Here is a 25,901-nt window from a genome sequence, read left to right on the forward strand (position 1 = left end):
CGTGATCTACAGACACGTCGTCTTTGACCTCGATGGGACGCTGATCGATTCCCGCCAGGACCTCGCCGATGCGGCCAACGCGATGCTGGCCAGTTACGGCGCCGCCGCCCTGCCCGTTGCCGACGTCGTCGCGATGGTCGGCGAGGGCGCCCGCACGTTGGTCGCCCGCGCCCTGGCGCGCGCGGCCGTCGACGCCGATCCCGACCAGGCGCTGCCGCGCTTCCTCGACGCCTACGACGCGCGCCTCACCGCGAACACCGTGCCGTACCCGGACGTGCCGGAGGTGCTGGCGCGACTGCACGCCCACGCGCGGGTGTCGGTGCTCACCAACAAGCCGCAACGCCCGACCGAGGCCATCCTCGCCGCGCTCGGGCTCGCCGCGCATGTCGACGCGGCCATCGGCGGTGACTCGCCCTACGGCCGGAAACCCGCACCGGGCGCCCTGCAGGCGCTGATTGCCCGGGCCGGCGTCCCGGCGTCCGAGACGCTGATGATCGGCGATTCGTGGGTCGACGTCGAGACGGCCATCGCTGCCGGCGTCGACGCGTGCCTGGCGGCCTTCGGCTTCGGGTACCCGGCGGTCGGCCCGGAGCACCGCGCGCGGGCGCGCTTCACGATCGACGCCGTCACGGAACTCCTCGACCGCGTGCCCGTGGCTCGTTACTGATCGACGAGGACCTTCGACGCGGCGCGCGCGCCGATGACGATGCGGCGGGCGTCGCGGCCCTCGATGGCGACACTGTCGGCGGCGGCATCGCGGGCGACGACGACGATGGCCTCGCCCGGCATCAGGGCACTCTGCTCGATGAACCGGAGGAAATCGGCGTCCTGGTCGGCGACGCGCGCGACGCGCACCGGTTGGCCGAGCGGGCACTCGAGCAACGTGTGATACGCACGCTCGTGCACGCCGCCGTCGGCGTTGGGGATCGGGTCGCCGTGCGGGTCGGCGGTGGGGAACCCCAGCATCTCGTCCATGCGCTGGATCAGCCGATCCGACACGGCGTGCTCGAGGTGCTCGGCCTCGTCATGGACCTCGGCCCAGCTCATGCCCATCACCTGCACGAGGAACAACTCGACCAGCCGGTGTCGCCGCAGCACGAGCGCCGCCAGCTTGTCGCCGGCCGGCGTCAGCCGGACGCCCGCGTACGGTTCGTAGCGGACCAGGCCCGACTCGGCCAGCGCCTTGACCATCGTCGTGGCGGTGCCCGGCACGACGTCGAGCGCGGCGGCGAGCTGTCCCATCGGGACGAGCGCGCCCTGGCCGATGGCGCGTTGCGCGGAGTAGATGGCCTTGAGGTAGTTCTCGACGGTGCTCGAGGGCAGCATGGGCGGTCTGCATTATGGTAATGCCGCGATGCCGGAAATGCCGGGAGTGCCGCAAAGGCCACGCGGGCCGCTCAGCGAGGCCCTGTCCACGCCCGAGGGCAAGGCGCGGTACGTGCGCGAGCTGTTCCACGAGATCGCCCCGCGCTACGACGACATCACCGTGTGGCTGTCGTACGGTCGCGATGCGGCCTGGAAGGACGTGCTGGTGCACATGGCCGCGGTGCAGGCGGGCGAGCCGGCGCTCGACCTCGCCTGCGGTACGGGTGACATCGCGGCGCGGTTGCGCGACGCCGGCGCCTCGGTGACCGGCCTCGACCTCACGCACCGCATGCTCACGCTGGCGGCGGGCAAGCCGGCGCTGCGCGGCATCCACTGGGTGTGTGGCGACATGCTGGCGCTGCCGGTCCCCGACGCCTCGCAGCGCATCGTCACGGCGGGCTACGGCCTGCGCAACGTGCCCGATCTGCGCGCGTCACTGCGCGAGATTCGCCGCGTGCTCGCGCCGGGCGGCCGGTTCCTCTCGCTGGACTTCACGCTGCCGCCGCAGCCGGTCGTGCGCACGGCGTACCTGGCCTACCTGCGCGTGGTCGGCGGGGCGGTGGGGCAGTGGCTGCACGACGACCCGGACACGTACCGCTACATTCCGGAGAGCCTCGAGCGCTATCCGGGCGCGGCGGGCGTCGCCGTGCTGATGCGCGAGGAGGGGTTCTCGCGCGTCGGCTGGTGGCCGTTGATGGGGGGCTTGATGGCCATCAACGGCGGGCAGGTGGCGCGGTAGGACGCAGACGCCGCGGGTGTGGGGCTCACGGCAGTCCCGGGCTGGTGTCGTGGTGATAGAGGAGTCGCAGCCCGCCCCAGATCACCGGGTGCCCCTCTTCGTGTCGGTCCGCGATCGTCTGCTCGGTCGACAAGAGCCCGGCGTCGCGAAGCGATGGCACCTCGCCGAGCACGCGGTCGATCCCGTCCCGCACCCGCCAGTAGTGGGCGTCGTGCAGGAGCAGGTGAGCGCCGGCCGCCAGGTGCGGCACGACTCCGTGCAGGTCGGCGGCCACGCCCTCGGTGGTGTGGTCCCCATCGACGAGCACGAGGTCGAATGGCCCGCCGGCGATTGTTGCTGCGGCCGCGATCGCCCCGGGAGATCTGGTGGTCAGCAGTTGCGTGCGGGCGCCCAACTCGCGCCGCGTCTCCTCGGACCAGCGCGGTGCGGGGTCGATGCAGACGATCAAGGGCTCCGCGCCGAGCGCGCGCCGGAGGATGAGCGCCGACCCGCCTTCGCACGTGCCGATCTCGAGTACGCGCGCGGGTCGCCGCGCGACCGCGAAGGCGTACAGGAGCAGCCGCTCCCGGAAGGTCATCTGGGCTGGGGTGTCGAGGGCTGCGAAGTCGGGCATGCCAGGCGCAGGATACGCCTCCGCAGTGCCCCGGGTAACGGGCACAACGCCGTGGGCCGATAATCGGGGCATGGGACCGCGGCCCGCCTCCGCTACCGGGCAACTCGCATGACGCCGAGCGTCGCTGGAGCGTTCGTGGCCCGCCTCGAGGAGCACCTCGATGGCCGGCGCTTGCTCGACCGCCCCGACCCGGGCCTCGAACCCGAGCCCGCGACGCTGGCGCAGTTGCCGGCTCGCTCACGGATCGCGGCCGCAGCCGCCCGGCTGGTCGACGCCGATGGACTCCTGCCTCCGGACATCGCCGCCCTGGTCGACGGAACCCTTGGGGAACTGGTTCGCACACTGGCGTCCAGCCAGTCTCTTCACGTGGCGGAGTGGACAGCGGCGTCGGACGTGCTCGACGCCCTGGCCGCCAGGCTCGAGGCCTCGGCCGGCGTGGACAAAGGGCCGGACTGATGCGGATCGCCCTCGTGTCCGCCAGCCCGCCGCTGCTGGCGGCTGACGGCATCGCGCGCCAGCGACAGGCGCTCGGTGACGCCCTCCTTGCACTCGGTCATGACGTGCACGCGTTCTGCATCGCCGAGGCGCCCTCGGCGACGGCGACGCGGGTGCCGCATCACGTCGGACACCGGAGCCGCTACGCCAACCCGTGGTATCCCGATCTTCCCGTCCTCGACCGGCCACTGACCGACGCGCAACTTCTCTGGGAACTCGTGGAACGCGAGCACTCCCGACGTCCATTCGACGTCGTCGACGTCCCGCTCTGGATGGCACAGGGGGCGGCCATCGCGGCGCGGAGTCCCGCGCCCGTCGTCGCCTGGCTGCAGACCACCGTGCGTCACCTGGTCGACCTCCAGGCGCGACCGGCTCGCGCCCACGAAGACGTGCTGGCCGAGCTCGACCGACTCGTCCTCGACCGCGCGACAGTCGTGCTCGGCGATTCACGCGCGATCGTCGACGACCTGGCGCGGCTCTACCAATGGCGTGACCCCGCGCGCGTGCACGTCGCCTGGCCGGGCCTTCCGGAACTGCCCGACCAGGCCTGCGCATCCACGCCGACACGTGGTGGAGACCCTGGGCGCGTGCGGGTGCTCGTCGTGGGCAGGCTCGAGCAACGCAAAGGCACGCGTGAGCTCCTCGAGCATCTCCCACGCCTGCTCGCCCTCGACGCGCGCCTCCACGTGACCTTCGTCGGCGCCGACAACAGCCGCAGTGACGGCTTCCAGAAGGCCACCGGCCACACCTACGCCGAGGCGTTCGCGCACGCGCATCCGCAGCTGCTGGACCGCGTCACGTTCGCCGGGGTCCTGCCCGACGCAGCGCTATGGCAGGCCTATGCGGGGGCCGACCTGCTGCTGCACGCGGCCCACTACGAGTCGTTCGGACTGGTGCTGGTCGAGGCGATGCGCGCTGGGCTTGCCACCGTTGCCTTTGGCGGTGGCAGCGCCATGGAGGTGCTGTCCCCTGACGTGGCGCGGCTCGCCGCGCCGGGCGACTGGGACGGCCTGATCGGCGAGGTGGCCGCTCTGGCGTCGGACTCCGCCGCACGGGCGGAGATGGGCGAGCGCGCCCGGCAACGATTTGCCGGCATGTTCACGGCCCGCGCGATGGCGGTCCGCACCCTGGAGGCCTACGAACGCGCGTCGCGCGTCGCGCCGCGTTCGCCGACTCGGGCCCCGCGTCGCACGGGTCGCATCTTCCAGGTGACCGAGGCCCTGCAGGAGCCGGATGGCGTCGGACACATCATCCGGTCCCAGGCAAGGCTGCTGGCGCCCCTCGGTGGCGTGTCGGCCATCCAGACGGTGTTCGTCCAGCCCGAGCTTGCCGCCCTGACCGGCCGCGTCAGTGCCACCAGGTTCGAGCCCTCCGACACCCTCATGCTGCACGTCTACGGCTACACGCGGCTGATGGGGCTGATCGAGCGCACCACGGCGCGCGTCGTCGTGCACTACCACAACATCACGCCGCCGGAGTACTTCCCGCCGTCCTCGCCTGCCTTCGAGATGACGACCCGCGGCCTGGCGCAGTTGGCGCGGCTTGCCCGGCGCGCCGACGTCCTCAGTGGCGACTCGTGGTTCGACGTCGAGGCACTCGCCTCACGACTGGCGACGCCGCGCCCGACGACCTGCCTGTACCCACTCGTCGATCGCGCGCAGCTTTTGTCGGCGCCGGTGGACGAACCCTGGCTGGCCGAGCAGCGTGCCCGCAAGGCGCGGCGCGGCGAACTCGTGCTGTGCTTCACGGGCCGCCTCGCGCCCAACAAGCGGCAGGACCTCGTCTGCGAGGCAGCAGCCGTTCTCGCACGGGAGGGCGACCGCCCGGTCCGACTGTTGCTGGCCGGCAGCGGCGAGGCGAGCCCGATGGTCAGGGCCATCCACGCGACAGCCCGCGCGACCCGGCACCTCGAGGTCGACCTGCTCGGCAGCGTGTCGGACGCGACCCTGCGGGCGTGCTACCGGTTGTCCGACGCTTACGTCTCGGCGTCCGAGCACGAAGGGTTCGGGATTCCTTTGGCAGAGGCCATGGCCTTCGGTGTGCCGGTGATCGCGGCCGCGCGGGCCGCCGTCCCGGAGACGCTCGGGCGGTCGGGGATCCTGCTGGAGTCATGGTCTGCCGCCGCGGCGGCCGCGGCGATCGCGTCGCTGACCGACGACGCCGCACGGCGGGAGGCGGTCGTCGCCGCTCAATACGAGAACGTCGCACGGTTCTCTGAGGCGGCGCTGGTCGCCCGCCTCCGCGCGCTGGTGCTGTTCCTCGAGGAGGGCATCCTCGGCGACGGCATGGTGATGAGCGACCGACTGCCCGCCATGACCGGCGAGCAGGGCCCGAAAGGAGAAGCGGTCCGGTGACGACGCCGGCCAACCTCTCGGCTTCGATCATCGTGGCTACGCGGAATCGTGCGGTCCACCTGGCCCGGCTGCTTCCGTCCCTGACCCACCTCACGTACCCGAGGTTCGAGGTCATCGTCGTGGCCGGCCCCAGCACCGACGACACGCCCGAGCTGGTACGGGCGTGGGCCGACCGGGTGAAGGTGGTGCACTCGCCGGTCGCCAACATGTGCGCCTCGCGCAACCTGGGTCTTGCCCAGGCCAGTGGCGACGTTGTCGTGTTCATCGACGACGATGCCATTCCGGCGACGACCGAGTGGCTCGATCACCTCGTGGCGCCCTTCGCCCGCAATGCGCGGGTTGCCGCAGCCGGTGGCCCCGTGTTGCTGCAGGACGGTGACGTGTGGCAGTTCCGCAACGGCTGCGTGTCCGAGTGGGGCGAGCACGTCTTCGTGGCGGCGCCGACCGATCCCCTGCCGACGTCGGCGCGGTGGTTCAGGCGCGCGATGGGCACCAACATGGCCTTCAGGCGCGCGCCCCTGTCGGCCATCGGGGGATTCGACGCACGCATCACGTATTACGGCGACGAGTGCGACGTGTGCGTGCGGCTGGCTCGCGCTGGCTGGGAGTTCGTGTCGGTCGACCAGGCCGTGGTCCGGCACTATCCAGCGCCAACGGTTCATCGTCACCTGATCGAGCGAACCCGCATCGTCGCGCACGACGACGCGTACGCTGTGATGCGGAATGCGGCGGCGCCGTGGATCGTGCGCGCGTGGCGCCTGATCCGGTTGCTGGCGAGACGGCACTACGTCCTCGAAGTCCGGGAGGCCCGCCGCGCCGGTCGAGTCACGGCGGCCGAGTACCGGCGCTTCATGTGGTTGCTGGCGGCGGGCGTCGTCGCGGGCCTGGCCGACGCGTCCCTGCGTTCGCGGCTGACGGCCGCTTCCGCGGGCGACCCACCGCCCCTCGAGGAATTGGCTCGGCCTGCGCCGGCGCGCCGGCTGTCGGTGGCGTTGCTCGCGCGCCAGTTGGCGTGCGACGGGCCGTGCGAGGGCCCCGCTCGGTACACCTTCGATCTGGCCGAGGGCCTGCACGCCCTCGGCCACGACGTGCACGTGATCGGCGAGAGCCCCACGCCGCGTCGCTACCATCGACTCGGCTTCACGGTCCATGGCATCGCCCGGAGCGACATGCCGTCGCACCTGCTGCCGGCGCAGCCGATCCTGGATGCCAACCTGGTCTACGCCTCGGCGGTCGCCGATCGGCTGCGGGCACTGGAGCAGGGAGGTCGACGGCTCGACGTCGTGCACGCCACCAACTGGAACTTCGAAGGGATCGGTGCGCTGATCGACGGACGCGTGCCGGTGGTGATGATGCTGGTGACCTCGCTCGCCGAGGTGATCGTCAACGAGCGGTGGACGATGAACGCCGACCTGGAGGCAGGCGTGTGGCTCGACCGGGCGCAGATGCGCGCGGCGGCGGCGCTGTGCGCGCCGACCCGCGGCCTGGTGTCTCGCTACCTCGCCACCGATCTGCTCGATGCGGCATCGGCGACTACCGTGCGCGTGTGCGGCCTCGGTATCGTGCCCCGCCTGGGTGGCGCGCGCGGCCACGTGACGGGTCATCGACTGCTCTTCGTCGGTACACACGTGCGCCGCAAGGGCCTCGACGATCTGCTGGCCGTCCTGCCCGACCTGCTCGCCAGGTTCGGCGACTGGTCCTGCGACATCGCCGGCGACGATACGCGCCGCATGGAGGACGGGCGTACCTTGCGGGAGGCATTCGTCTCGGCTCATGCGACGGCGCCCTGGTTCGACCGCGTGACCTTTCACGGGCGTGTCGACGACCCGCGACTGTGGGATCTGTATCGGGCCGCCGCGATCTACGTCGTGCCCAGCCACTTCGAGTCGTTCGGGTTGACGTACCTCGAGGCGATGCAGTTCGGCGTCCCGGTGGTGGCCACGACCGCGGGCGGAATTCCCGAGGTGGTGGCCCACGGGGAGACCGGTGAACTCGTGCCCCCGGGCGACCGCGATGCGCTGCGAGAGACCCTCGCCGCATTGATGCAGGACGGGCGACGGCGCGCCGGGCTCGCCGAGCGCGCCCGCGAGCACGTCAGGCAAGGCGGCACGCACGTCCACATGGCGGCGCGGCTCGTTGCCGTCTACGAGACCGTCCTCCGCGCGCCGAGCGTGGACGGCGATCCGCCCCAGGGGCGCGTCCGCGCGGTGATCGACATGATCGAGGGCGCGGGTGCGCCTGCCGAGCTCGTGGCTACCCTCCGAGGGGGCGCGAGCTTCGACGGGGGAGTGGAGGAGCGCGAACAATTGGTACGTGCCGCGTTGGGGCAGCTGCCGTCGGCAGCGCTGTACCTGATGGCGATCGACCGCTGCGTGGAAAGGGGCATCGTTGATCGCGCGTCTCGCCTCCTGACCGATGCGCTCGAGCATGCTCCCCACGTGCGCGACGAGGACCTCGCGCAGTTGGCCGCCCGGCGCCGGCTCCTCGCGCACCTCGGTGAGGACGTCAACCGGGCCGCCGAGGGCGAGTCCTCGCAGGCTCACTCCACGCTGGATGAGGCGCTCAGTTCTTTGCGCGAGGGGCGAACCGGCGCGGCGATGGCGGCCTTGTTGACCGCCAGTGAACGACCGACGGCCCCGGAGAGCGAGCGGCTCCTCGCTCGGTACCACCTGGCCTCGGCCTGCAAGCGCGCCGGCCTGTCCGTCCAGGCGGAGCGGGACCTGCGGCGACTGGTGGCGACCCGCGGCTTCGAACGATTGCCCAGCGACGTGCAGGCAGCGGCGTGGTTCCACCTCGGCGATCTGGCGCTCGCCCGCCAGGACGATCGCGAGGCGAGAACGGCGCTCAGGCGCTGTCTGGACCTCAACCCGGCGCATGCTCGTGCCACGGCCCTGCTGCAGGCGGAGGCCCAGCGGAGCGCAGGGGGAGTGTCGTGACCGGGCACGCCGATCTCGGCGTCTCCATCGTCGTGCCGTCGTACAACCGCGGTTCGTACCTCGACGTGTGGATGCGCGCGGTGGCCTCCTGGCGGCCGTTCGCGTTTCCCGTCGAGGTGCTCGTGACCGACGACGGCGGCGCCGACCATTGCGAGGCGGTGTGCGACTGGTGGCGCGCCCGAGGCCTGGACGTGCGCTACCTGCGGGTACGCCCGCCAGGGGCGCCACGCAACAACGCCGTCGCCCGTAACGCAGGAATCCGCCTGGCTCGTTGGCCGTTGCTGCTGCAGTCCGATCCCGACATCGTCTTCGTCACCGACGTCATCAGCGCGTGCGTGGCCGCCTGGCGCCCTGGCGTGTTCTGCTCGGTGTCGCGGTACCAGCCGCTGACGCGATCGGCGTGGTACGAGCTGCGGGGCCGCACCGCCGAGGCAACGGTGGCCGACTATCGCGCCGCGGCCCACGCACGGCAGAACATGGTCCACAGTCCCGATGGGGTGCACGGCCTGCACGGTGCCTTCCTCTGTGAGACCGCGGTGCTGCGCCATCTGCGCGGCTATGACGAGCGCTTCACGCACTGGGGCTGGGAGGACTCGGACCTGCTGGGTCGACTGCGCCGACTCGGGCTGGAGCGCGTCTACGCCGAGGGCGCTGGCGTGGTGCATCAGTGGCACCCGACATTGCGCGACGATCATCCGCAGGCGCGCGCCGCGACCTATCGAGCGATGGCCTGGCAGCAGGCGCGGGCGAGCGAGCCAGCGCCGTTGGTGCGCAACCCGGTCGGATGGGGACTCGTGGACGATCCGCTTCCCGAGGACGGCCGTGACGCGGAGCCCGGGTGGGCGGCATTCCGCGCGAGGGCCGCGGCGTTCGAGGCGCGCTTGTGGAGACAGGCCGGCGATTCACAGCGAGCACTCGCCGTCCTCCGGGAGCAGGACTGGCGCGAGGCCGCCAGTCCCGACGACCAGCACCTGATGGCCGGGGAATGGGTGACCGCCGCCGTGGAGGCGAGCGACGAGACCGCAGTCACCGAGGGCATCGAGGCGCTGGTGGACGTGGCGGGGCCGCGGGCCGCCGCCGATGTGCTCGCCCGCCGCCTGATCGCGGCTGGTGACCTCGGTGGCGCGATCCCGATGCTGGAGGCGGCCATGGACGCACGACCCGACGCCGCGTGCCTGTCGCGACTGGTCGAGGCACGGATGGCCACCGACGCCGACGTACGGTCGCTTCTCGATCGCGCACGCGACCAGGCCTGGCTGGGGCTCGACACGTTCGAGCAGCTCCGCGTGGATGCCTACGACCACGCGGCACGCGCCCCTGGCTCACCGTGGCGCGCAGCCGTCGCCGGAGAACCGCCCGGCGACTTCCTCTTCTCCGCGGCGGGGCGGGCATGGCGCCTCGACCTGCCGCTGGCCACCTGGCTGCTCTGCGCGGCGTGCGTCGTCGATGGCGCGGGCGTCGATCCCGGCTTGCTGCCGCGCGCAATCGAACTTGGTGTCGCGGCAGAGCAGGCGTGGGCGGCGCGCGTGTCCGCAGCACGATTGGGGCACGCCCGGTGATCCGCCCGGAGATCTCGGTCGTTGTTCTCACGCACGGCGACCGCCGCGGGCCGCTGCATCGACTCCTGTCGACGCTGGCGTACCAGTCGATGCCCTTCGAGCTGGTCGTGGTCTGCGGCCCCGGCGCCCCGGATGTCGCGCCGCTGCTCGCCGAGCAGGACCTGCGAGCGCTTGTCGTCCCCTGCACGCGCGCCAACGTCAGCGCGGCGAGGAATGTCGGCATCGCTGCCAGCGCCGGGCATTGCGTCGTCTTCATCGACGACGACGCCGCGCCCGTACGGCACGACTGGCTGTGTCGCTTGACCGCGCCGTTGGCGGCGCCAGGCGTCGGTGCCGTGGGCGGCGCAGTGTTGCATCGCGACACCACCAGGGCGGAGTTCGACGGCGGCGCCACCACGGTCTCCGGGTTCCAGTGCTTCACGAGCGCCGATCGTGCCGTGCCGGCGCCCGACGGCCGCCCGTGGATCGGCCGGGTGCCCGGGGGCAACTGCGCCATCGCGCGAGAGGCCCTCGAACGGGTCGGCGGCTTCGATGAGGCCTACGCCTACTACCTCGACGAGGCGGACATCTGCCTCCGCATGATCGCGGCCGGGTACTCGGTGGCCCACGCCACCGACGCGATGGTGCGGCACGACCCGGTCGCGTCGGCACACGGCGCGGCAGGGCATCGCGATCGCTATCCCATCGCCCGCAGTGACGCGTACTTCGTGCTGAGGCACGTGCCGGGCTCACGCGCTGCACGTGTCTGGTGCGCAGTGACCCAGCAGCACAGGAAGCACTTCATCACCGAGGGCCCGCACCTCCGTCGTCGTGGCGAGCTCGACGCCATGGGGTTGCTGCGCTTCCGTCTCGACGCCTGGCGTGGGCTCGTCGACGGTATCCGGGCCGGCCTGACCTCGCGCGCCGACATCCCACGCATCACCGCGCGCGAGACCCCTCCCGTCGATGCCCGGCCACCGCGCGTCCAGGTCGTCGTTCCCGATGTGTGCCCGCCACCTCACGACGGGCTGGCGTGGCTGGAGCAGCTTTCCTCGTACGGCTGTGCGGTGACGCTGGTATCCGGCGCCAATTGGCTGTGGCGCCCGGGGGTGACCACTCGGCCCGACGCGCCACTTGCGCCGCCGGCTCCCCTGGCGGCCGGTGAGCCGCGGCTCGCCCTCCGAGCCGAGCGGGCGCTGCAGTGGGCACAGCACCTGATGGCGATGGACGCCGTGTGGCAGGTCGTGGCCTGGCCCGGGGACGATGTGGAGGCCTCGCTCGTGCAACTGGCGACCGGGTGGCCTGTCGTGGCCGCCGGCGCCGTTGCCGGGGCACGCGTCGACGGCGAGGACGACGAGCCGTGGCTTGCCGACGGGCCGCCCTGGTGGGCAACTGCAGTGCAGGCCCGTCCCGAAACACCCGCGGCCCTGGCGTCGGCCTTGAAGGCTGTGGCGCGCACCGTGACTCCCCGGCCCGGAACCGACTGGAACCCGTGGACGCTCGCCGCCGCCTTCCTCGTGCGCTGGCTGGAGCCGGATGTCGATCGGCCCCGCGACGACACGCGCGTCGCGGGCGCTTTGGGGGCGACCGTCCTTCCCGTGGTGCGGCACTGCCTGCGCCAGGGAGACGCCGCCAATGCAGAGGCGTTGGGGGTGCGGGCACGCGCCCGACTGGCGACGGTGCCGACGTTGCTGGCCGAACTGGACTATCACCTCGGGCGGGCCGCGCGTGCACGTGGCGACGACGCGACCGCGCGGTCCCGGTACGAGTCGGTCAGGGACACGCCTCGCACCCTCGACGTGCCTCGCGAGATCCGGGCCGGCGCCTGCTTCCATCTCGGAGTGCTCGCGCAGGCGCGCGGCGACGCGCCTGCGGCCGCTGAACTCGCCCGCGAGTGCCTGGCCTGGTATCCCGACCATGGCGCGGCGCGACGCTTGCTCCACGAGGTCACCGCATGACGCCAGACGTCCCCCGCCTCAGGCTCGGGCTCATTCTCGATCCGGAGTTCGTTCTGCTGGAGCGCAGCGTCGCGGCGACGACCCCGGCGCTGATCCGCGGACTCTGCAGGGCGTTCGACACGCGCATCATCCACGACCAGGCGACCTTCGATGCGCGGTCGCCCGAGGTCGACGTGCTGGTGTCACTGGAGCCGGGATGGGCGGCGCCGGTGCTCGATTGGCGGCGCGGCCAGCGTCGCCACGGTGCACCGCCTGCGTACGTGATGATGAGCGATCCTCACCAGGGCGCGTGGCGCCAGGAGTACGTGCGCGACCAGGGCATCGACCACGTGCTGGCGCTCTACTGGGCGCCCACCCTTCGGCACTTCGCCGCAGACCTGCACCCGCGGCTGATCCACTTTCCCTGGACCGTGCCCGACCGCTGGTTCTCCGACGCGCCCTTGCGCTGGCGAGGCAGTTCCACGCTGACGGTGTTCGGAGCCGCGGATGACCCGGCATATGAACTGCGCAACTGGTGCCGCACGCAGCCGGGCGTGGCATCGTCGCGGGTGAGCGGGGTGGAGAACCCAGTGTACGAGAACGAGGACTACTTCGCCTGGCTGCAGGAGTTCGATGCGGTGATCGTCGCCGGGTCGGAGGCGCCCGCGTACCGGCTCACCACGCCCAAGTACTTCGAGGCCGCGGCGGCGGGTTGCCTGGTCTTCGCCCAGCAGACCGACGACCTGGAGCGCCTCGGCTTCGTCGATGGCGTGCACTGCCTGACCTTCACCCGCGATACCTTTGCGGCCGTGACGCGGCCCTATCTCGACGATCCCTCGCACCCGCGCTGGCTGGCCATCCGGGACGCCGGTCGCCGGCTGGTGCGCGAGCGCCACTCGCTGTCGCGGCGACTTGCCGATCTCGCGGCCCACATGGATCAGGCCCTGCACGCCAGAGCGCATCGCCCTGGCGATGGTCACCGGAGCGACGTGCGTGACTGACCACCCGGTTCCCGACATCGAGCAGGGCGCACGCGTGCGCATCAGCGGTACGCCGCGAGTCCGTCGCGTGCCTGGCGCCCGTATCGTCTGCGGCGACGACGTCGTGCTGAACTCCTCGTGGGAGGGCTACCACAGTGCGATGCCGTTCCCGGTGACGCTGATTGCCGACCGGCCGGGCGCGCAGATCACCATCGGCGCACGCAGCCGGCTTCACGGGTGCTGCATCCATGCGTGGTCGTCGGTGACCCTGGGGCAGGCCTGCCTGGTCGCGGCAGGCGCGCAGATCCTCGACGCGCACGGGCACTCCGCAGCGCTGGAACACGCGCGACTGCGGACGCGTGTCCAGGATCGACCCGCGGAGATCGTGATCGGCGACTACTGCTGGATCGGGCTCGGCGCCCTCGTCCTGAAGGGCGTCCACCTGGGCGAAGGCTGCATCGTCGGCGCCGGTGCGGTCGTGATGCCGGGCGAGTACCCGCCGTTCAGTCTCGTGGCCGGCGTGCCGGCGCGCGTGGTGAGGACGGTGGAGGCCTCCGCCGTGCTGCCGGAAGACGGACTCGACGATCTCCTCCTGCGCGCAGACGTGACGCGCCTCGACTACTGAGGCTGCCGTGACCATCTTCGTCCACGACGACTCCTTGTACGCTCCCGACCAATGGCATCCGCGCTTCACGGCGCAGTTGACGGCGCACGGGAGGAGCAGCCGCCTGGTGGACCTGCACGTGATCGGCGCCGACGGCCTGGCCGGGCTCGTGGCGGCAGGGGACGGCCTGATCGCGCGCTTCGGTCATCACAACGCAGACCTGGCCGCCACGCGCGCCATGTTCGACCGGCTGGCGACGATGGTCGGCGGTCGCATCTTCCCGGCGCCGCAGAGCTACCTTTACTACGACGACAAGGCCAGGCAGGCGTCGCTGCTGCTGCATCGCGGCTACCCGACCCCGGCGACGGCGGTGGTGTCCGGTCCTGACGACCTCGACGCGTTCGTGCGGCGCGAGGGACTCCAGTGGCCCGTTGTGGTCAAACAGTCGCACGGGGCCGGATCGTCGGGCGTCAGGCTGGCGCACGGACCGGCTGATGCCGAGTTCCCCTGCATCGCGCAGCAGTTCTGTCCTGGCAACGACGGCGACGTGCGCATCAACGTGATTGGCGATCGCGCGATGGGCTTCTGCCGGGCCAACCGCGAGGGCGACTTCAGGGCGTCCGGGTCCGGGCGCCTCACCTACCCCGAGTCGCTCGATCCGGACCTGCTCGCGACGGCATGGCGGATCTCGCGGGAGAATGGCTTCGATTCCATGGCCTACGACTTCGTACGGCTCGACGGGCGATGGGTGGTGCTCGAGATGTCGTACACGTACGTCGACCGCGCCGTGCGGGACTGTGCCTGGTACGTGCACATGCCCTCGGGGGCCAGGCGCGACAAGGTGGGCGTCTATCCACAGGACTTCATCGTGGAGGACTTCCTGGCGCGCCTGGATCGGGGCGCGCAGGCATGACCGTGGACGCAGCAGCCGCCGGGTCGCGACGTGGCAGGCCGCGCGTGCTGATGGTTGCCGACGTACCGGGCTGGGCACACGATCACAAGTCGCGGGCGCTCGCGCACGTGCTCGCGCCGGCATTCGACATCGTCATCCGGCACGACTTCGCCGTGACGCCCGACGACATCGCCGCCGCCGACCTCGTGCTCGTGTACTACTGGCAGCAGTTGAAGTACCAGCCTGCGGTCGCCGACGCCTGCCGGCGTCGCCGCAAGACCGTGATGGTCGGCGTGTGCTCGCACTACGAGCTCGCGCCTGACCAGCGCGACGAGGGACTTCGGCTGATCCGGGAGTGTGCCGGGCGCCTGTTTGCCAACAGCCGCCTGCTCGAGCGCGAGTTCGCGCCCATCGCGGATCTCCCGGTGCACTACACCCCGAACGGCGTCGATACCGGGCGCTTCACGCCTGGCAGCGAAGGCGAGCCTCCGCCACCGCTGCGCGCCGGGTGGACGGGCAATCGCCACATCCCCGACGCCGAGCATCGCGGCGTCGATTCGGTGCTCGAGCCTGCCGTACGCGGACTCGAGGGCGTGACCCTGGTGATCGCCGACAAGAAGGCAGCCGTGCGCCAGCATGCCGACATGCCGGCCTTCTATCGCGGCTTGCACGTGTACGTGTGCGCCAGCAGGTCGGAGGGGACGCCCAATCCCTGCCTCGAGGCGGCGGCCTGCGGGCTGCCCCTCGTCACGACGCGCGTCGGCAACATGCCGGAGTTCGTGGTCGATGGCGTGAACGGCTGGCTGGTGGACCGATCACCGGAAGCGTTCGCGGCGGCGCTCGTCCGCTTGCGCGACGACGAGGCGCTGCGCCGGCGCATGGGGCAGGCCGCGCGGGAGACGAGCCTGGCCTGGGACTGGCGCGTGCAGGCCCCGGCGTACGCCGCGATGTTCGCCGAGGCCCTCGCCTCGTGAGCACCGCGTCCACCCACCTTGCGAGGAACCTCGCGGCGCTGGGCCTGTCCCCGCAGGCGCTGCGCGAAACGGCGCCCGCCGAATGGCGGATCGACGTCGAGGGCGACGCGGTCACGGCCGCCTGGATGGCCAACGGTGCCGGCGGCTGGGTGCGGCTGCACAGTGCGCGGGATCCGCTGAAGGAAGCACGCGACCTCGTCGAAGCCGCAGTGCCTGACGTCGGCAGCCGCCATGCCGTGCTGCTGCTGGGGGCCGGGCTCGGATTCGCGGCCGACGCGATCGAGCTCATCGCGCCAGACACGATCATCCTCGTCGCCGAGCCGTCGGCGACCCTGGCCGTCGGCTTCATGTCGCGGCGCGACTGGACCGCCCGGATCGCCGCCGGGCGCCTGTGTCTGTTCGTTGGCCCGGACTACGCGGCCACGGGACAGGCGCAGCGGGTCCTCGAGACCTGCGCTGGTCCCGTACCGGTCATCGTGCAGCCGGTCATCCGCCGGCGTCATGCCGAAGCACTGGTGGACGCACATGCGAAGGTGGAGCGCCTCCGCTTTGGCTGGCGAGCCAATGCAGAGGCGCGCGCCCGGTTCGCGGGTCCGTACCTGCGGAACACCCTTGCCAACCTGCCGGCCCTGGCGGCAGGAGCCGATGTCGCCGCGCTCGCTGGCTGCGCGGCGGGACGGCCGGTGTTCGTGGCGGCGGCGGGGCCGTCGCTGGATGCCGACGTCGCCGCGCTGGCGGCCTTGCGCTCACGGGCGCTCCTGATCTGCGTGGACACGGCGGTTGCGCCGCTGCGGCGTCACGGCCTGGTACCAGACCTCGTCGTGTCGGTCGATCCGGCTGCGCTCAACGCCAGGAACCTCCGCGCGACCTGGGCCGACGAGCGCAGTTGGCTCGTGGCCGAGGGCAGCGTCGACCCGGGCGCGCTCGCCGCCTTCGCAGGACGCGTCTTCTACTTCCGGGTCGCAGACCACCACCCCTGGCCATGGTTGCGCGCACGGGGCATCGACTGCGGGCTCCTCGACGCCTGGGGCTCGGTGCTCGTCACCGCGATCGACCTTGCCCTGCGCATTGGCGGGAGCCCGGTGGTGCTCTGGGGCGCAGACCTCGCCTATTCCCGCGGCCAGACCTACTGCCGCCACGTGCCGCACGAAGAGCTCTGGGCCCTGCAGGGTCTCGCGCCGGAGGATGCGTGGGCCGCGACGCTGGCGGGGGACGGAGTCGTGACGGTGGCCGATCGGCGCGGCGAGCCCGTGCAGAGCTCGCGCCACCTGATCGAGTTCTCGAAGGGCGTGCTCGCGCGGCTGCCTGGACATGCCGTGGTGGTCAACGCCACCGACGGCGGAATCCTCGACCTCCCGGCTGCCGACCCCGCCCTGCTCGCGCGGATCGCGGACGCACCGCCCCTTGACGCGACCGGTGTGCTGCGCCGTTGCCACGAGGCCGGACGCAGGGCTGCGCCGGCGCGCCTGGTGGTCGACGAGCCGACACGTGACACCTGGCAGTGCGACATCGCCGACCTTGACGCGGCCACGCTGCCTGCCGTGATCGAGCTTGGTACCGCGGTGGCTGTTGCGATGCCGCCCGACTGCGGCCCCGTCGTCGAGTCGCCCGCGGTGATCGCGGCCGTGCACGCTGCCATCCAGCGGCGTCCACCACCCGACTGGGCGAAGGTCGTCCTGACGCCTGCAAACGCGGCGCCGGTCCCACCTGATGCTCTGCTCGCGGAAGCGCGGCGCGCGCTGGGTCTGCTCCTCGCGCGCGTGCCGACCTCGGCACGACCGCGTCCCGCGGCAGCGCTGGTGCTCAAGCGCTTCGGTGGCACGGCCACGCCTTCCACGCTCATCGACGTGCATCGTGATGGTGTCGAGGCGCTACGTGTGCTGGAGCAATCGGTCGCGCACCTGGCGACGACGCTCCCGCTTCCGGGCGATCCCGCGTTCTGGCCGGACTGGGCCTTCCTTCCGCTGCTCGCCCCGGACGCTGAGGCCCGTGCGCGTCCACTGCCCTGGGGGCGCCCGACGATGCTGCGCGAACTGCGGCGTGACGGCGACCTCGAAACGGTGGCCCGCTGGCTGTTGCTGCTCGCCTACGCCCGAGCCGAAGCGCTCGGCCTGGCGCGGGACGGCGACCCGGGCAGTTGCCTGCGCGCCGACCTGCTGTTCGTCCTCTATCACTGCGTCGCGTCCTCTGACGACGACCGTCCGGCCCGCATCGGTGTGCGCGGCGCCGACGGCCAGGTCGTCCACGGCGTGTCGGCCGCGATCGCGCCCTGGCAACTCGCGCGTGCCCTGACCGGCCTGCTGCGTCGTGAGGAAACTCCACCCCGGGCGGACGCACTTCCGGGCATTCGCATCGGCTGGACGCACCCGGCGCACGCGGATCATCCGCTCGCGCCGTTCCTCGACGGAGCGGTGCGACGTGTGCCGGCCGTCGACCTGCACCGATCGGCCGGACTGCCGCCGTCGCTGAACCTGTGCGCCCTCGACGGCTCCAGCGTCCTCGCCACACCATACATGTCGCGACGAGGGTTTCGCCTGAGCGCGGACGGTGTGGTGGAGCCCGACGAGGTCGAGTGGCCACTCGACATCAATGGTGTCGTGGTGCTCGATGATGGCACCCGGGTGGGCTGGGGGCGCGACGATGCCGGCCAGTGGCGCCTGGCGTGGTGGCGAGGCAGCCATGGACGTCAGGTGTCCCTTCCGCATCCGTGCACGCGCGTCGCAGTGACGCGTGACGGGCGACGGCTCTGCTGCGGCAGCAGCGTCGGCGTCGTCACGACGGTCGATGCCGCCACCGGCACTGTCCTGGCCGACGAGCCTGTCGGCGCGGGTCTGCCGACGCGGTTGCCGGGTGGAGACCTGCACGTGGGCAGCCTTCGCATCGGAGCCGACGGACGGCTCGATCGCCGCAGCGAGGGCGTGTCATGGACACGACGAGACGGAGCGTGGACGGCGGTTCCTCACGGTCCCGAAGGGCCGGTGTGGGACGCAGCGGCCTGCTCGGCCTGCGTGGGCGCGACCGTGACGGCCCTGGCCCATCCCCATGGCGATGTCGTCGCGCTTGACGGACCAGGCGGGCGGGCGTGGCTGGCCGTCTACGCGCCGCGCTCGTTGGCCTGGGCGGGCACGACGCTGGTAGTGGCCAACATCGACGGCGAGGTCCTCTGGCTTCCGGGGCTCGCCGACGCGCTGATGCGGGAGTGAGCTACACGAACGCGTGCACGACCAGCCGGTCCGGGCGCCAGAAGGGAAACGTCTCGACCCGCGAGAAGCCCACTTCCTCGAGCATGGCGACGACGGCCGCCGGGTTGGGGCCCCAGAAGTTGGACGGGTCGTTGTTGAGGGTACGCCCCGGATAGAAGACCATCGCGGGACGCGGATAGTCGAGCGCATCCACGTGCGTCTCGAGAATCAACTGACGTTTGCAGATCGCCCGCACGTTGCGCAGGTACCTGAGTGGATCGGGGGCGTGATAGAGCACGCCGAGGAAGAGCACCAGATCGAAGGTGCCCACGGTCTCCGGCGACAGGTCCTCGACCGAGATGATCCTCGCCTCCACCTTCGAGTCGAGCGCGGCATGCGCGATGTCGAAGCCGGCCTTGGATCCCATCCCCGTCCTGGTCCAGTAGTACTCGTCGGCAGCCACCACGCGGGAGGCACCGCGGCGTTCGGCCTCGAACGAGAAGAAGCCGTCGAACGCCCCGACGTCGATCACGCTCCATCCCGTCAGGTCCTCGGGCAAGCGCATGTGCACGAGCTTTCCCGGTGAGTCGTCGACGCCAGGCGTCACCAGGCCACCGCCGAGGTCGATGCGGTGGAACCATGGCCGTCCTTGTACCTGCTCCACGAGCGTTGCCCGATCCACGCGTCCTGCCTCCTGTTGACCAATCTCGCCCGGAACGCGCGGGTCCCGCCGTGTCCCGGACCAACCGTTGGTCCTCCGGCTTGCGACCGACCTTCACGCCGTGCGTCGTCGTGCCACCGCCCGGTGGCCAGCCGTGATCCTATGCCAACGGCGGTGCATCAGGGTGATCGACGATGTGGCGGGCCACACGTGTTGCACGGCCGCCGGGTGCGACTCGGTGTGCCGCGGGGAGTGACGCGCCTCGCACCACTTCGAGGTATCGTTCACGGCCATGGCGCAGGATGCGGCACCGATGGCCCAGAAGGAGACGATGACGGGCGCGGCCGCCATCGAGGTCTGCATCGAGGGCCTGCGCTTCCAGCTGGATCCGTCGCGGTACATCGACCGCAGCCTGATCGACGGCACCGGATTGGAGGTCGGGACCGTCGGGGCGCTGCGGCGCCGGATCCGGCCCGGGATGGTCGCCGTGGATGTCGGCGCGAACTTCGGCTACTACACGTTGCTCTTCTCGAAGTGGGTCGGCCCGACCGGCCGGGTCGTCGCCTTCGAGCCGACCGCGGGGTATGGCGAGCGCTTGCGGAAGCACGTGGCCCTGAACGCCCTGGACAACGTGACCATCGTGCCGATGGGCCTGGGCGATACCGCGGCGGACGCCGAGATTGCCATCGGCGTCTGTTCGGCCACCCTGCATTGGGCCTCGGCGGCCCTGCCGACGGCACGCGAGCGCGTTCGCCTCGTGCCGTTCGACCTGTGGTGGGGCGCGCAGAAGCCCTTGCTCGGCTCTGCCCGCGTCGACGTGATGAAGATCGACGTCGACGGCCATGAGCCCGCCGTGCTCCGGGGGGCCGAGCAGACGATACGTGCGGACCGGCCGCTGCTCCTGCTCGAGGTCTCCCGCCCCAACTACGAACAGGCGGGCGAACGCGTCACCGACGTCGTGACCTGGTTGCAGGAACGCGGTTACGACGTGATGGACGGCGACCGGGACGCCGCGTTTCCCTCGGCAGAGGCCCTGCAGGAGACGATCCACCGGATGGATGTCTCGTGCAACCTGCTGTGCCTGCCGAGGGAAACCGTCGCCCTGTAGGTGTCGTCGCCGGCAGTCGCTCGCGACGCGTCGCGACCTCTCACTTCACGAGAGGCGCTGTCGACCAGGAATCGGCCCCGGAACGTGCGGGACCCGTCAGGTCGCCCCGGACCAGGACCTCGCCGGCGCCCCCGCCCGTGCTCCAGTAGCGCACGCGAAAACCGAAGGTGGTGGCATCCACCGACCAGCCGAGGTCAATGGCCTCCTCGTGAAGCACGGCATCGACCTGCGCCTCGGACACGATGCGCTCTTGCGGGCCTGTCCCCTGCGTGACCACGACCCGCAGGCCGGTGGGCACGCCGGTCACCACGGGACGGAAGCGCACGTGCAGCAGATAGCTCCCGGCGCGCAGTGGAAAGAGCGGGCCCTCGGCGACCAGCACGGCGGTGCCCGCGGGCAGCAGGGCCCAGCGGCCGCGCGCGTCGGTGACCGACGGACCCGGCACGATGAACCGATCCAGTCGCTCCGGCCAGGCCGCGTCGAAAATCGCGTCCAGGTACGCGCGGACGCGCGTGCCGTCCGGCGTGCGGCGCTTGCGCGCCTCGGCCCACCAGACGAAGGACCGTTCCGGCCGCTCCCGCGCCAGTGCGGCACGACGCAGTACCGCCATCGAGTCGGACTGGGGTCCCTCGAACGGAGACAGCGGGAGCAGCGAGGCGCCGTCGTGCGCCAGCCAGATGCCTCGCACCCGCACGTCGTCGAAGCCGGCGAGGTTCAGGAGCATGCCGATCTCGGGCACGGTGTACTCGACGGTGTGCTCGGGGTGACTCCACACCAGCGGCGCCGTGACGGCCCGGTTCGGGCTGTCGAGGACCAGCCAGCCCCCGGGGCGCAGGACGCGGGACGCCTCGGCCAGGAAGGCCGCCACCTGGTCTGGCCACAGGTGCTCGATGTTCTGGCCGGAGAACACCAGATCCACCGAGTCTCCGGCGACGCTCGGCATGTCGGCGACGTCCTGGGCGAGCCACTCGACGTTGGCTGGCAGGTCGGCTGGCCGCGGCAGGAATGCCTCCGCGCCGACATGGCGCGCGACGCGGCCGTAGCGCTCCTCGACCCAATCGAAGTACCACCGCCCCGAGCAACCGGCGCTGAGCAGCGTCTCGGCGCCGGGCGGCATGTCGGCGAGTGCGTGACCACGCAGTTCGTGGAGCAACACGTAGAAGTCGGGCACCAGCGGGTCCGGCGCCGCCGTGAAGGTGTCGGGCGTCGCCTGGAACACGCAGACGTCGGCGGGCGCCCGGTACCCGAGGCGCCCCGCCTGCTCCACGATGGCCACCGCATGTGCCGACGCCACCACGACGAACGGACGCGTTGCGGCATCGGCGAGGCTCTCCGGATGCCGCACGGCAAGCCCCTCGACCGCGGCTGTCGCACCGGTGGCGGCCGAATCGACGAAGCCGACGGCCTCGATGCCGTGGTCGCGCAGCGCCCGAATCGCGAGCACCCCGGCCCGCCCCGCGCCCCAGAGGACGATCGGTCGATCGCGGGCCACCTGGCGCAGGTGCGCGATCAGCGCGGGCATGGCGGGCATGCGGCTCAATGTATCAGGTAGGCTGCACCGGCCTCCACTGCGCGCGTGCGCCGCGCGGCGCCGATCGGTCACTCGGGCATGCGCGTGGGCGGGCGCCCGTACGCTACTCTAGGAACATGCTCGAGACGGCCGAAGTCCGACGGCAACTCACCCACCGGCTCGCCGAGTTGAAGAAGGCTCAGGCGCAGCGTCGCGCCTCGGCCGATGCGGCCCGCACGGCGTTCGATGCGATCCTCGAGCGCGAGATCGCGCCGACGATGCGGCAGTTCGCCCAGGCGCTCAAGGCCGAGGGCTTCGCGTTCTCGGTGCAGACCCCGGCCGGCGCCGCGCGGCTGGTCTCGGACCGCTCCAGCGACAACGCCATCGACGTCTTCCTGGAGGTCGGCGGCGCCCAGCCGGCCGTCATCGTCAGGAGCGCCTACAGCCGCGGCCGCCGGCAGCTCGAGGACGAACGGACCCTCGCGCAGGGCGAGGCCATCGGCCGCATCGACGGCGAGCGCGTGCTCGCCGTGCTGCTCGACGTGATCGAGCCGTTCGTCGAGCGCTAGCCTGCCGCCCCCGTGCGCATCCTCCACCTGATCCCGTTCCTCTGGAGCGGCGCCGGCGACGTGGTCAGCCGGCTCGCCGCCAGCCAGCGCGGGGCCGGGCATGAGGTGCTGGTGGTGACCAGCGGTGTCTCCCGCGGCCAGCGCGACTGGCCGGCGTACCGACGTCGTCTTCGTCAGGCCGGCGTCGGCTGGCAACGCCTCGAATTCTTCGACAGGCAGCCGGAGGCATTCTGGCCCGCGGTCGACCGACTCGTCGCCCTGGCAGGGCAGTGGCGCCCCGACGTGATGCATGCGCATGCGGGAGCGCCGACCGGCGCGGCCGTGCTGGCCGCCACCGCCACGTCGCGACGCATTCCCGTCGTCTCGCAGTTCTACAACTGGGGGCCCGGTCGTCCGTCGTGGATGGACGCCATGGACACCACGGCGCTCCGCGCCGCCGACCTCGTGGTGTGCTCGGCCACCCACTACCGCACGCGTCTGCACGAACTCGGCGTGTCGCGTCGCCGCGTGCGACTGGTGCCGTGGGGGCTCGACGACGAGTGGTTCGTGGAGCGGCGGGCACCGGGGGCGCCGGGCGTGCCCACCATCGGGTTCGTCGGCCGGATCGAACCGCGCAAGGGACAACTGGAGCTCGTGCGTGCGTTCGCTCGCGTGCAACGCCAACGGACCGGAACGCGGCTCGAGCTGGTGGGACCGGTCGCCGACGCCGACTACGCCGCCGCGGTGGCCGAGGCGATCACCGCGGCCGGGCTGACCGATCACGTGCGCCTCGTCGGGCACGTCGGCGACGTGCGGCCACACCTCGCGCGCTGGAGTGCCTTCGTCTCGCTGTCGCGTGACGAAGGCCAGGGGCTGGCCGTGATCGAGGCCATGGCGGCCGGCGTGCCCGTGCTCGCCCGTCGCGTGCCCGGCGTCGAGGACGTGGTGCGCGATGGCCGGACGGGCGTCGTCATCCCGGCGGGCACGCCCGCCGCCCAGGGCGCGTGCCTGGCACGTGCGCTGGATCGCCCCGCCGAGCTCGCGGCGCTGGCGCGGCGCGCCAGGGCGCACGTGACGCGCCATTACCGCTGGTCCGGCACCGTTGCCGCCATCGCCGCCGCGTACGAAGCGGCCCGTTCCGCCGCCGCGACGTCTGAACGTCGTCGGCCCCGGTGAATGCCCGACTGGAGGAATCCGTGCGTCAGACCCTCGCCACCCTGTTCGTCCTTTCCGCGCTGACCGTGGCCGTCCCGTCCACGGCAGCCGCCCAGGCCGCCATGTCGCATGCGCAGACCCAGGACCTCGTGATCGCCGCCGGTGAAGGCCTCGTCAAGCGCGCGCCCGACCAGGCGTTCGTCACCGTCGCCGCCGAGGCGCGCTCGCGCCAGCCGCGCGAAGCGCAGGCACAGAACGCCAAGGTGGCCAGCGCGATCCGCGAGCGGCTGTCGGTGTTCAACCTGCCAGCCGACGCGCTGCGCACCCTGAGCGTCGACATGCAGCCCGAGTTCGACTGGGCCAACGGCAAGCAGACGCTCCGCGGCTACCTGGCCAGCAACGTGATCGAGGTGCGCCTCGACGACGTGGCGCGGGTCGGCGAGGTCGTGGACGCGGTCATCGGTGCCGGCGCGACACGCGTGACCAACGTGCGCTTCACGCTGAAGGACATGGCCGGGGCAGAGCAGGAGGCCCTGAAGCGCGCCTCGGCTGCGGCGCTCGCCCGCGCCAGGGCCATGGCGGAGGGTGTCGGGCGCAGCGTCGATCGCGTGGTGCGCCTCGACGAGACCGGCCGCGACGCGATTGGCCCGCAGCCGGTCATGATGCGCGCGATGGCCGCGCCGGCTGCTGCCGACATGCCCACGACGCCCGTCACGGCCGGCGAAGTGGAAGTGCGTGTGTCGGTCACGCTGCACGCGTCGTTGAAGTAGCGCCGGGCACCGTGATGCGGGCACCGACGCCGGCCTCGCACATGTGTGGACCCGGTTGATCGCCCGGACCTCCATGAGCCCTGACCTCGCCCTCCTGCTGACACTCGCCGCGCTGGCCGGCGCGCTGGTCACGTGGCTGCTGCTGCGGGGCTCGCGCCTGTCGGCGACCGAAGCGCGGCGCCTCGACGCCGAGGCGGCCGCGGCCAACGCCCGCGCCGCGACGCTTGGTGAGGCGCTCGAGCAGGCGCAGCGCGACACCGACGACCTGCGGCGCGAACTGGCCATCGCGCAGCGCGGACGCGCCGTCGCCGAGACGCGCGTCGACGACCTCGAGGCACGCGTCCGCGAACAGGTCCGCGACTTCGCCGCCGCGCAGAAGCAGGTGCAGGATGCCTTCAAGGCGCTGGCCGCCGACGCCCTCGATGCCAGCACCGCGCGCCTGCTGGCGCTCGCCGAGGAGCGCTTCCGCACGCTCCAGGAACAGGCCGCCGGTGAACTGCGGGCCCGCACGGACGCGATCAGGTCGCTGGTCGCGCCGCTGTCGGAGAAGCTGGTGGAGGTGCAGCGCCAGACGCAGGCGTTCGCCGAGAGCAGCCAGCGCGGGCTCGGCGAGGTGGGGCAGCACCTGCGCGACGTCGTGAGCGCGACGGGCACGCTGCAGCAGGAGACCGCCCGCCTGGTGACCGCGCTGCGCACGCCGCACGTCCGGGGACGGTGGGGCGAGGTCGCGTTGCGCCGCGTCGCCGAGCTCTCCGGCATGAGTCCGCACTGCGACTTCCTGGAGCAGGGGACCCACGAGGGCGACGAGGGCCGGCTTCGCCCCGACGTCGTCGTCAAGCTTCCCGCCGGCCGCACGATCATCGTCGACGCGAAGGTGGCGCTGACGGCCTACCTCGACTCGCTCGAGGCGACCAGCGAGGACGAGCGTCGCGCCCACGTGCAGCGCCACGCCATGCAGCTGCGCACGCACGTGCAGCAACTGGCCGACCGGCGCTACGCCGGCCAGCTGCGCGACAGCGCGGAGTTCGTGGTGCTGTTCATCCCGGGCGACACGTTCCTGGCCGCGGCAGCCGAGGCCGACCCGTCGCTCATCGAACAGGCGCTCGAGCGGCACGTGGTGATCGCGACGCCGTCGACCCTGATCGCGCTGCTGCGCGCGGTGGCGTACGGCTGGCGGCAGGAGAAGCTGGCCGAGAACGCGCAGAAGATCAGCGAGCTTGGGCGCGACCTGCACGACCGGCTGGCGACGCTGGTGACGCGGCTCGCCCAGACCGGCCAACAGCTGGGGAAGGCGGTGCGCGCCTACAACGACACCGTCGCCACCCTCGAGGCCCGCGTGCTGCCCGCCGTGCGCCGCTTCGACGAACTCGGCGTCCCGAGCGGGAAGACGCGGATCGACCCACAGACCATCGATCTACAGGTGCGAACGGAGGGGTAGGGCGCGGTCTCCCCTTCGACTTCGCTCAGGGCAAGCGACCGCGCCGTCAACCAACGGCGGGGTGAGGACACCCCGCCCTACCTCTGTACCGCGGGACACCCC

The 25,901-nt window shown here is 71.9% G+C and carries 21 protein-coding genes; 17 read left to right on the forward strand and 4 right to left on the reverse strand.

All coding sequences use genetic code 11. The features are described 5' to 3' along the window. Position 1 precedes the first annotated feature (1 nt). Positions 2-667 carry an HAD family hydrolase gene (locus TBR22_RS03970; RefSeq protein ID WP_239491661.1) on the forward strand — a complete coding sequence of 222 codons (666 nt, stop codon included), beginning with the start codon at positions 2-4 and terminating at the stop codon, positions 665-667. On the opposite strand, the gene TBR22_RS03975 is transcribed toward TBR22_RS03970, so the two are convergent. Beyond that, positions 661-1,326, reverse strand: coding sequence for a metal-dependent transcriptional regulator (locus tag TBR22_RS03975; protein ID WP_239491662.1), 666 nt, complete (start codon positions 1,324-1,326; stop codon positions 661-663). The genes TBR22_RS03970 and TBR22_RS03975 overlap by 7 nt on opposite strands. 28 nt (positions 1,327-1,354) lie before the next feature. On the opposite strand from TBR22_RS03975, the gene TBR22_RS03980 reads away from it, so the two are divergent. After that, complete coding sequence (locus TBR22_RS03980; protein WP_239491663.1) at positions 1,355-2,104, forward strand: ubiquinone/menaquinone biosynthesis methyltransferase; 750 nt, start codon at positions 1,355-1,357, stop codon at positions 2,102-2,104. A gap of 25 nt (positions 2,105-2,129) precedes the next feature. Here the strand turns inward: TBR22_RS03980 and TBR22_RS03985 are convergent, their stop codons facing one another. Beyond that, positions 2,130-2,717, reverse strand: a complete 588-nt coding sequence (locus TBR22_RS03985) for an O-methyltransferase (protein ID WP_239491664.1) — start codon at positions 2,715-2,717, stop codon at positions 2,130-2,132. 108 nt (positions 2,718-2,825) lie between these two features. Between TBR22_RS03985 and TBR22_RS03990 the strand changes: the two genes are divergently transcribed. Genes TBR22_RS03990 through TBR22_RS04035 form a run of 10 tightly spaced genes read left to right on the forward strand, consistent with a single transcriptional unit; the run spans position 2,826 to position 18,630 of the window. Continuing rightward, positions 2,826-3,173 carry a hypothetical protein gene (locus TBR22_RS03990; protein WP_239491665.1) on the forward strand — a complete coding sequence of 116 codons (348 nt, stop codon included), beginning with the start codon at positions 2,826-2,828 and terminating at the stop codon, positions 3,171-3,173. After that, on the forward strand, positions 3,173-5,566 hold the full coding sequence (locus TBR22_RS03995) for a glycosyltransferase (protein WP_239491666.1): 2,394 nt from the start codon (positions 3,173-3,175) through the stop codon (positions 5,564-5,566). The genes TBR22_RS03990 and TBR22_RS03995 overlap by 1 nt, the downstream gene beginning before the upstream one ends. Then, on the forward strand, positions 5,563-8,502 hold the full coding sequence (locus TBR22_RS04000) for a glycosyltransferase (protein ID WP_239491667.1): 2,940 nt from the start codon (positions 5,563-5,565) through the stop codon (positions 8,500-8,502). The genes TBR22_RS03995 and TBR22_RS04000 overlap by 4 nt, the downstream gene beginning before the upstream one ends. Beyond that, positions 8,499-10,061 carry a glycosyltransferase gene (locus TBR22_RS04005; RefSeq protein ID WP_239491668.1) on the forward strand — a complete coding sequence of 521 codons (1,563 nt, stop codon included), beginning with the start codon at positions 8,499-8,501 and terminating at the stop codon, positions 10,059-10,061. The genes TBR22_RS04000 and TBR22_RS04005 overlap by 4 nt, the downstream gene beginning before the upstream one ends. Beyond that, positions 10,058-11,998 (forward strand): glycosyltransferase, encoded by a 1,941-nt coding sequence (locus tag TBR22_RS04010; RefSeq protein WP_239491669.1) that lies wholly within the window; start codon positions 10,058-10,060, stop codon positions 11,996-11,998. The genes TBR22_RS04005 and TBR22_RS04010 overlap by 4 nt, the downstream gene beginning before the upstream one ends. Then, positions 11,995-12,978 carry a glycosyltransferase gene (locus TBR22_RS04015; RefSeq protein WP_239491670.1) on the forward strand — a complete coding sequence of 328 codons (984 nt, stop codon included), beginning with the start codon at positions 11,995-11,997 and terminating at the stop codon, positions 12,976-12,978. Before TBR22_RS04010 ends, TBR22_RS04015 begins: the two co-directional genes overlap by 4 nt. After that, positions 12,971-13,582: an acyltransferase gene (locus TBR22_RS04020; protein WP_239491671.1), complete on the forward strand. Its 612-nt coding sequence runs from the start codon at positions 12,971-12,973 to the stop codon at positions 13,580-13,582. Before TBR22_RS04015 ends, TBR22_RS04020 begins: the two co-directional genes overlap by 8 nt. A 7-nt stretch (positions 13,583-13,589) precedes the next feature. Further along, complete coding sequence (locus tag TBR22_RS04025) at positions 13,590-14,474, forward strand: RimK family alpha-L-glutamate ligase (protein WP_239491672.1); 885 nt, start codon at positions 13,590-13,592, stop codon at positions 14,472-14,474. Next, positions 14,471-15,427 carry a glycosyltransferase family 4 protein gene (locus tag TBR22_RS26700; protein ID WP_255665316.1) on the forward strand — a complete coding sequence of 319 codons (957 nt, stop codon included), beginning with the start codon at positions 14,471-14,473 and terminating at the stop codon, positions 15,425-15,427. The genes TBR22_RS04025 and TBR22_RS26700 overlap by 4 nt, the downstream gene beginning before the upstream one ends. Then, positions 15,424-18,630, forward strand: coding sequence for a 6-hydroxymethylpterin diphosphokinase MptE-like protein (locus tag TBR22_RS04035; protein WP_239491673.1), 3,207 nt, complete (start codon positions 15,424-15,426; stop codon positions 18,628-18,630). Before TBR22_RS26700 ends, TBR22_RS04035 begins: the two co-directional genes overlap by 4 nt. A 1-nt stretch (position 18,631) precedes the next feature. Here TBR22_RS04035 and TBR22_RS04040 read toward each other — a convergent pair whose 3' ends face one another. Continuing rightward, positions 18,632-19,291 (reverse strand): bifunctional 2-polyprenyl-6-hydroxyphenol methylase/3-demethylubiquinol 3-O-methyltransferase UbiG, encoded by a 660-nt coding sequence (locus TBR22_RS04040; RefSeq protein ID WP_239491674.1) that lies wholly within the window; start codon positions 19,289-19,291, stop codon positions 18,632-18,634. 292 nt (positions 19,292-19,583) lie between these two features. Between TBR22_RS04040 and TBR22_RS04045 the strand changes: the two genes are divergently transcribed. After that, positions 19,584-20,378: an FkbM family methyltransferase gene (locus tag TBR22_RS04045; protein WP_239491675.1), complete on the forward strand. Its 795-nt coding sequence runs from the start codon at positions 19,584-19,586 to the stop codon at positions 20,376-20,378. 40 nt (positions 20,379-20,418) lie between these two features. Here the strand turns inward: TBR22_RS04045 and TBR22_RS04050 are convergent, their stop codons facing one another. Then, positions 20,419-21,909 carry a class I SAM-dependent methyltransferase gene (locus TBR22_RS04050; RefSeq protein ID WP_239491676.1) on the reverse strand — a complete coding sequence of 497 codons (1,491 nt, stop codon included), beginning with the start codon at positions 21,907-21,909 and terminating at the stop codon, positions 20,419-20,421. 116 nt (positions 21,910-22,025) lie between these two features. Between TBR22_RS04050 and TBR22_RS04055 the strand changes: the two genes are divergently transcribed. From TBR22_RS04055 to rmuC, 4 genes are all read left to right on the forward strand, one after another. Beyond that, positions 22,026-22,457 carry a hypothetical protein gene (locus TBR22_RS04055; protein ID WP_239491677.1) on the forward strand — a complete coding sequence of 144 codons (432 nt, stop codon included), beginning with the start codon at positions 22,026-22,028 and terminating at the stop codon, positions 22,455-22,457. A 12-nt stretch (positions 22,458-22,469) separates the two neighbouring features. Beyond that, positions 22,470-23,612, forward strand: a complete 1,143-nt coding sequence (locus TBR22_RS04060; protein ID WP_239491678.1) for a glycosyltransferase family 4 protein — start codon at positions 22,470-22,472, stop codon at positions 23,610-23,612. Between the two features lie 20 nt (positions 23,613-23,632). Further along, the gene (locus tag TBR22_RS04065) at positions 23,633-24,361 is read left to right on the forward strand and encodes an SIMPL domain-containing protein (RefSeq protein WP_239491679.1); all 729 of its coding nucleotides are present in this window, start codon (positions 23,633-23,635) and stop codon (positions 24,359-24,361) included. Between the two features lie 73 nt (positions 24,362-24,434). Beyond that, complete coding sequence (rmuC, locus tag TBR22_RS04070; protein ID WP_239491680.1) at positions 24,435-25,799, forward strand: DNA recombination protein RmuC; 1,365 nt, start codon at positions 24,435-24,437, stop codon at positions 25,797-25,799. Positions 25,800-25,901 lie beyond the last annotated feature (102 nt).

This window comes from Luteitalea sp. TBR-22 (assembly GCF_016865485.1).
Classification (GTDB): Bacteria; Acidobacteriota; Vicinamibacteria; order Vicinamibacterales; family Vicinamibacteraceae; genus Luteitalea.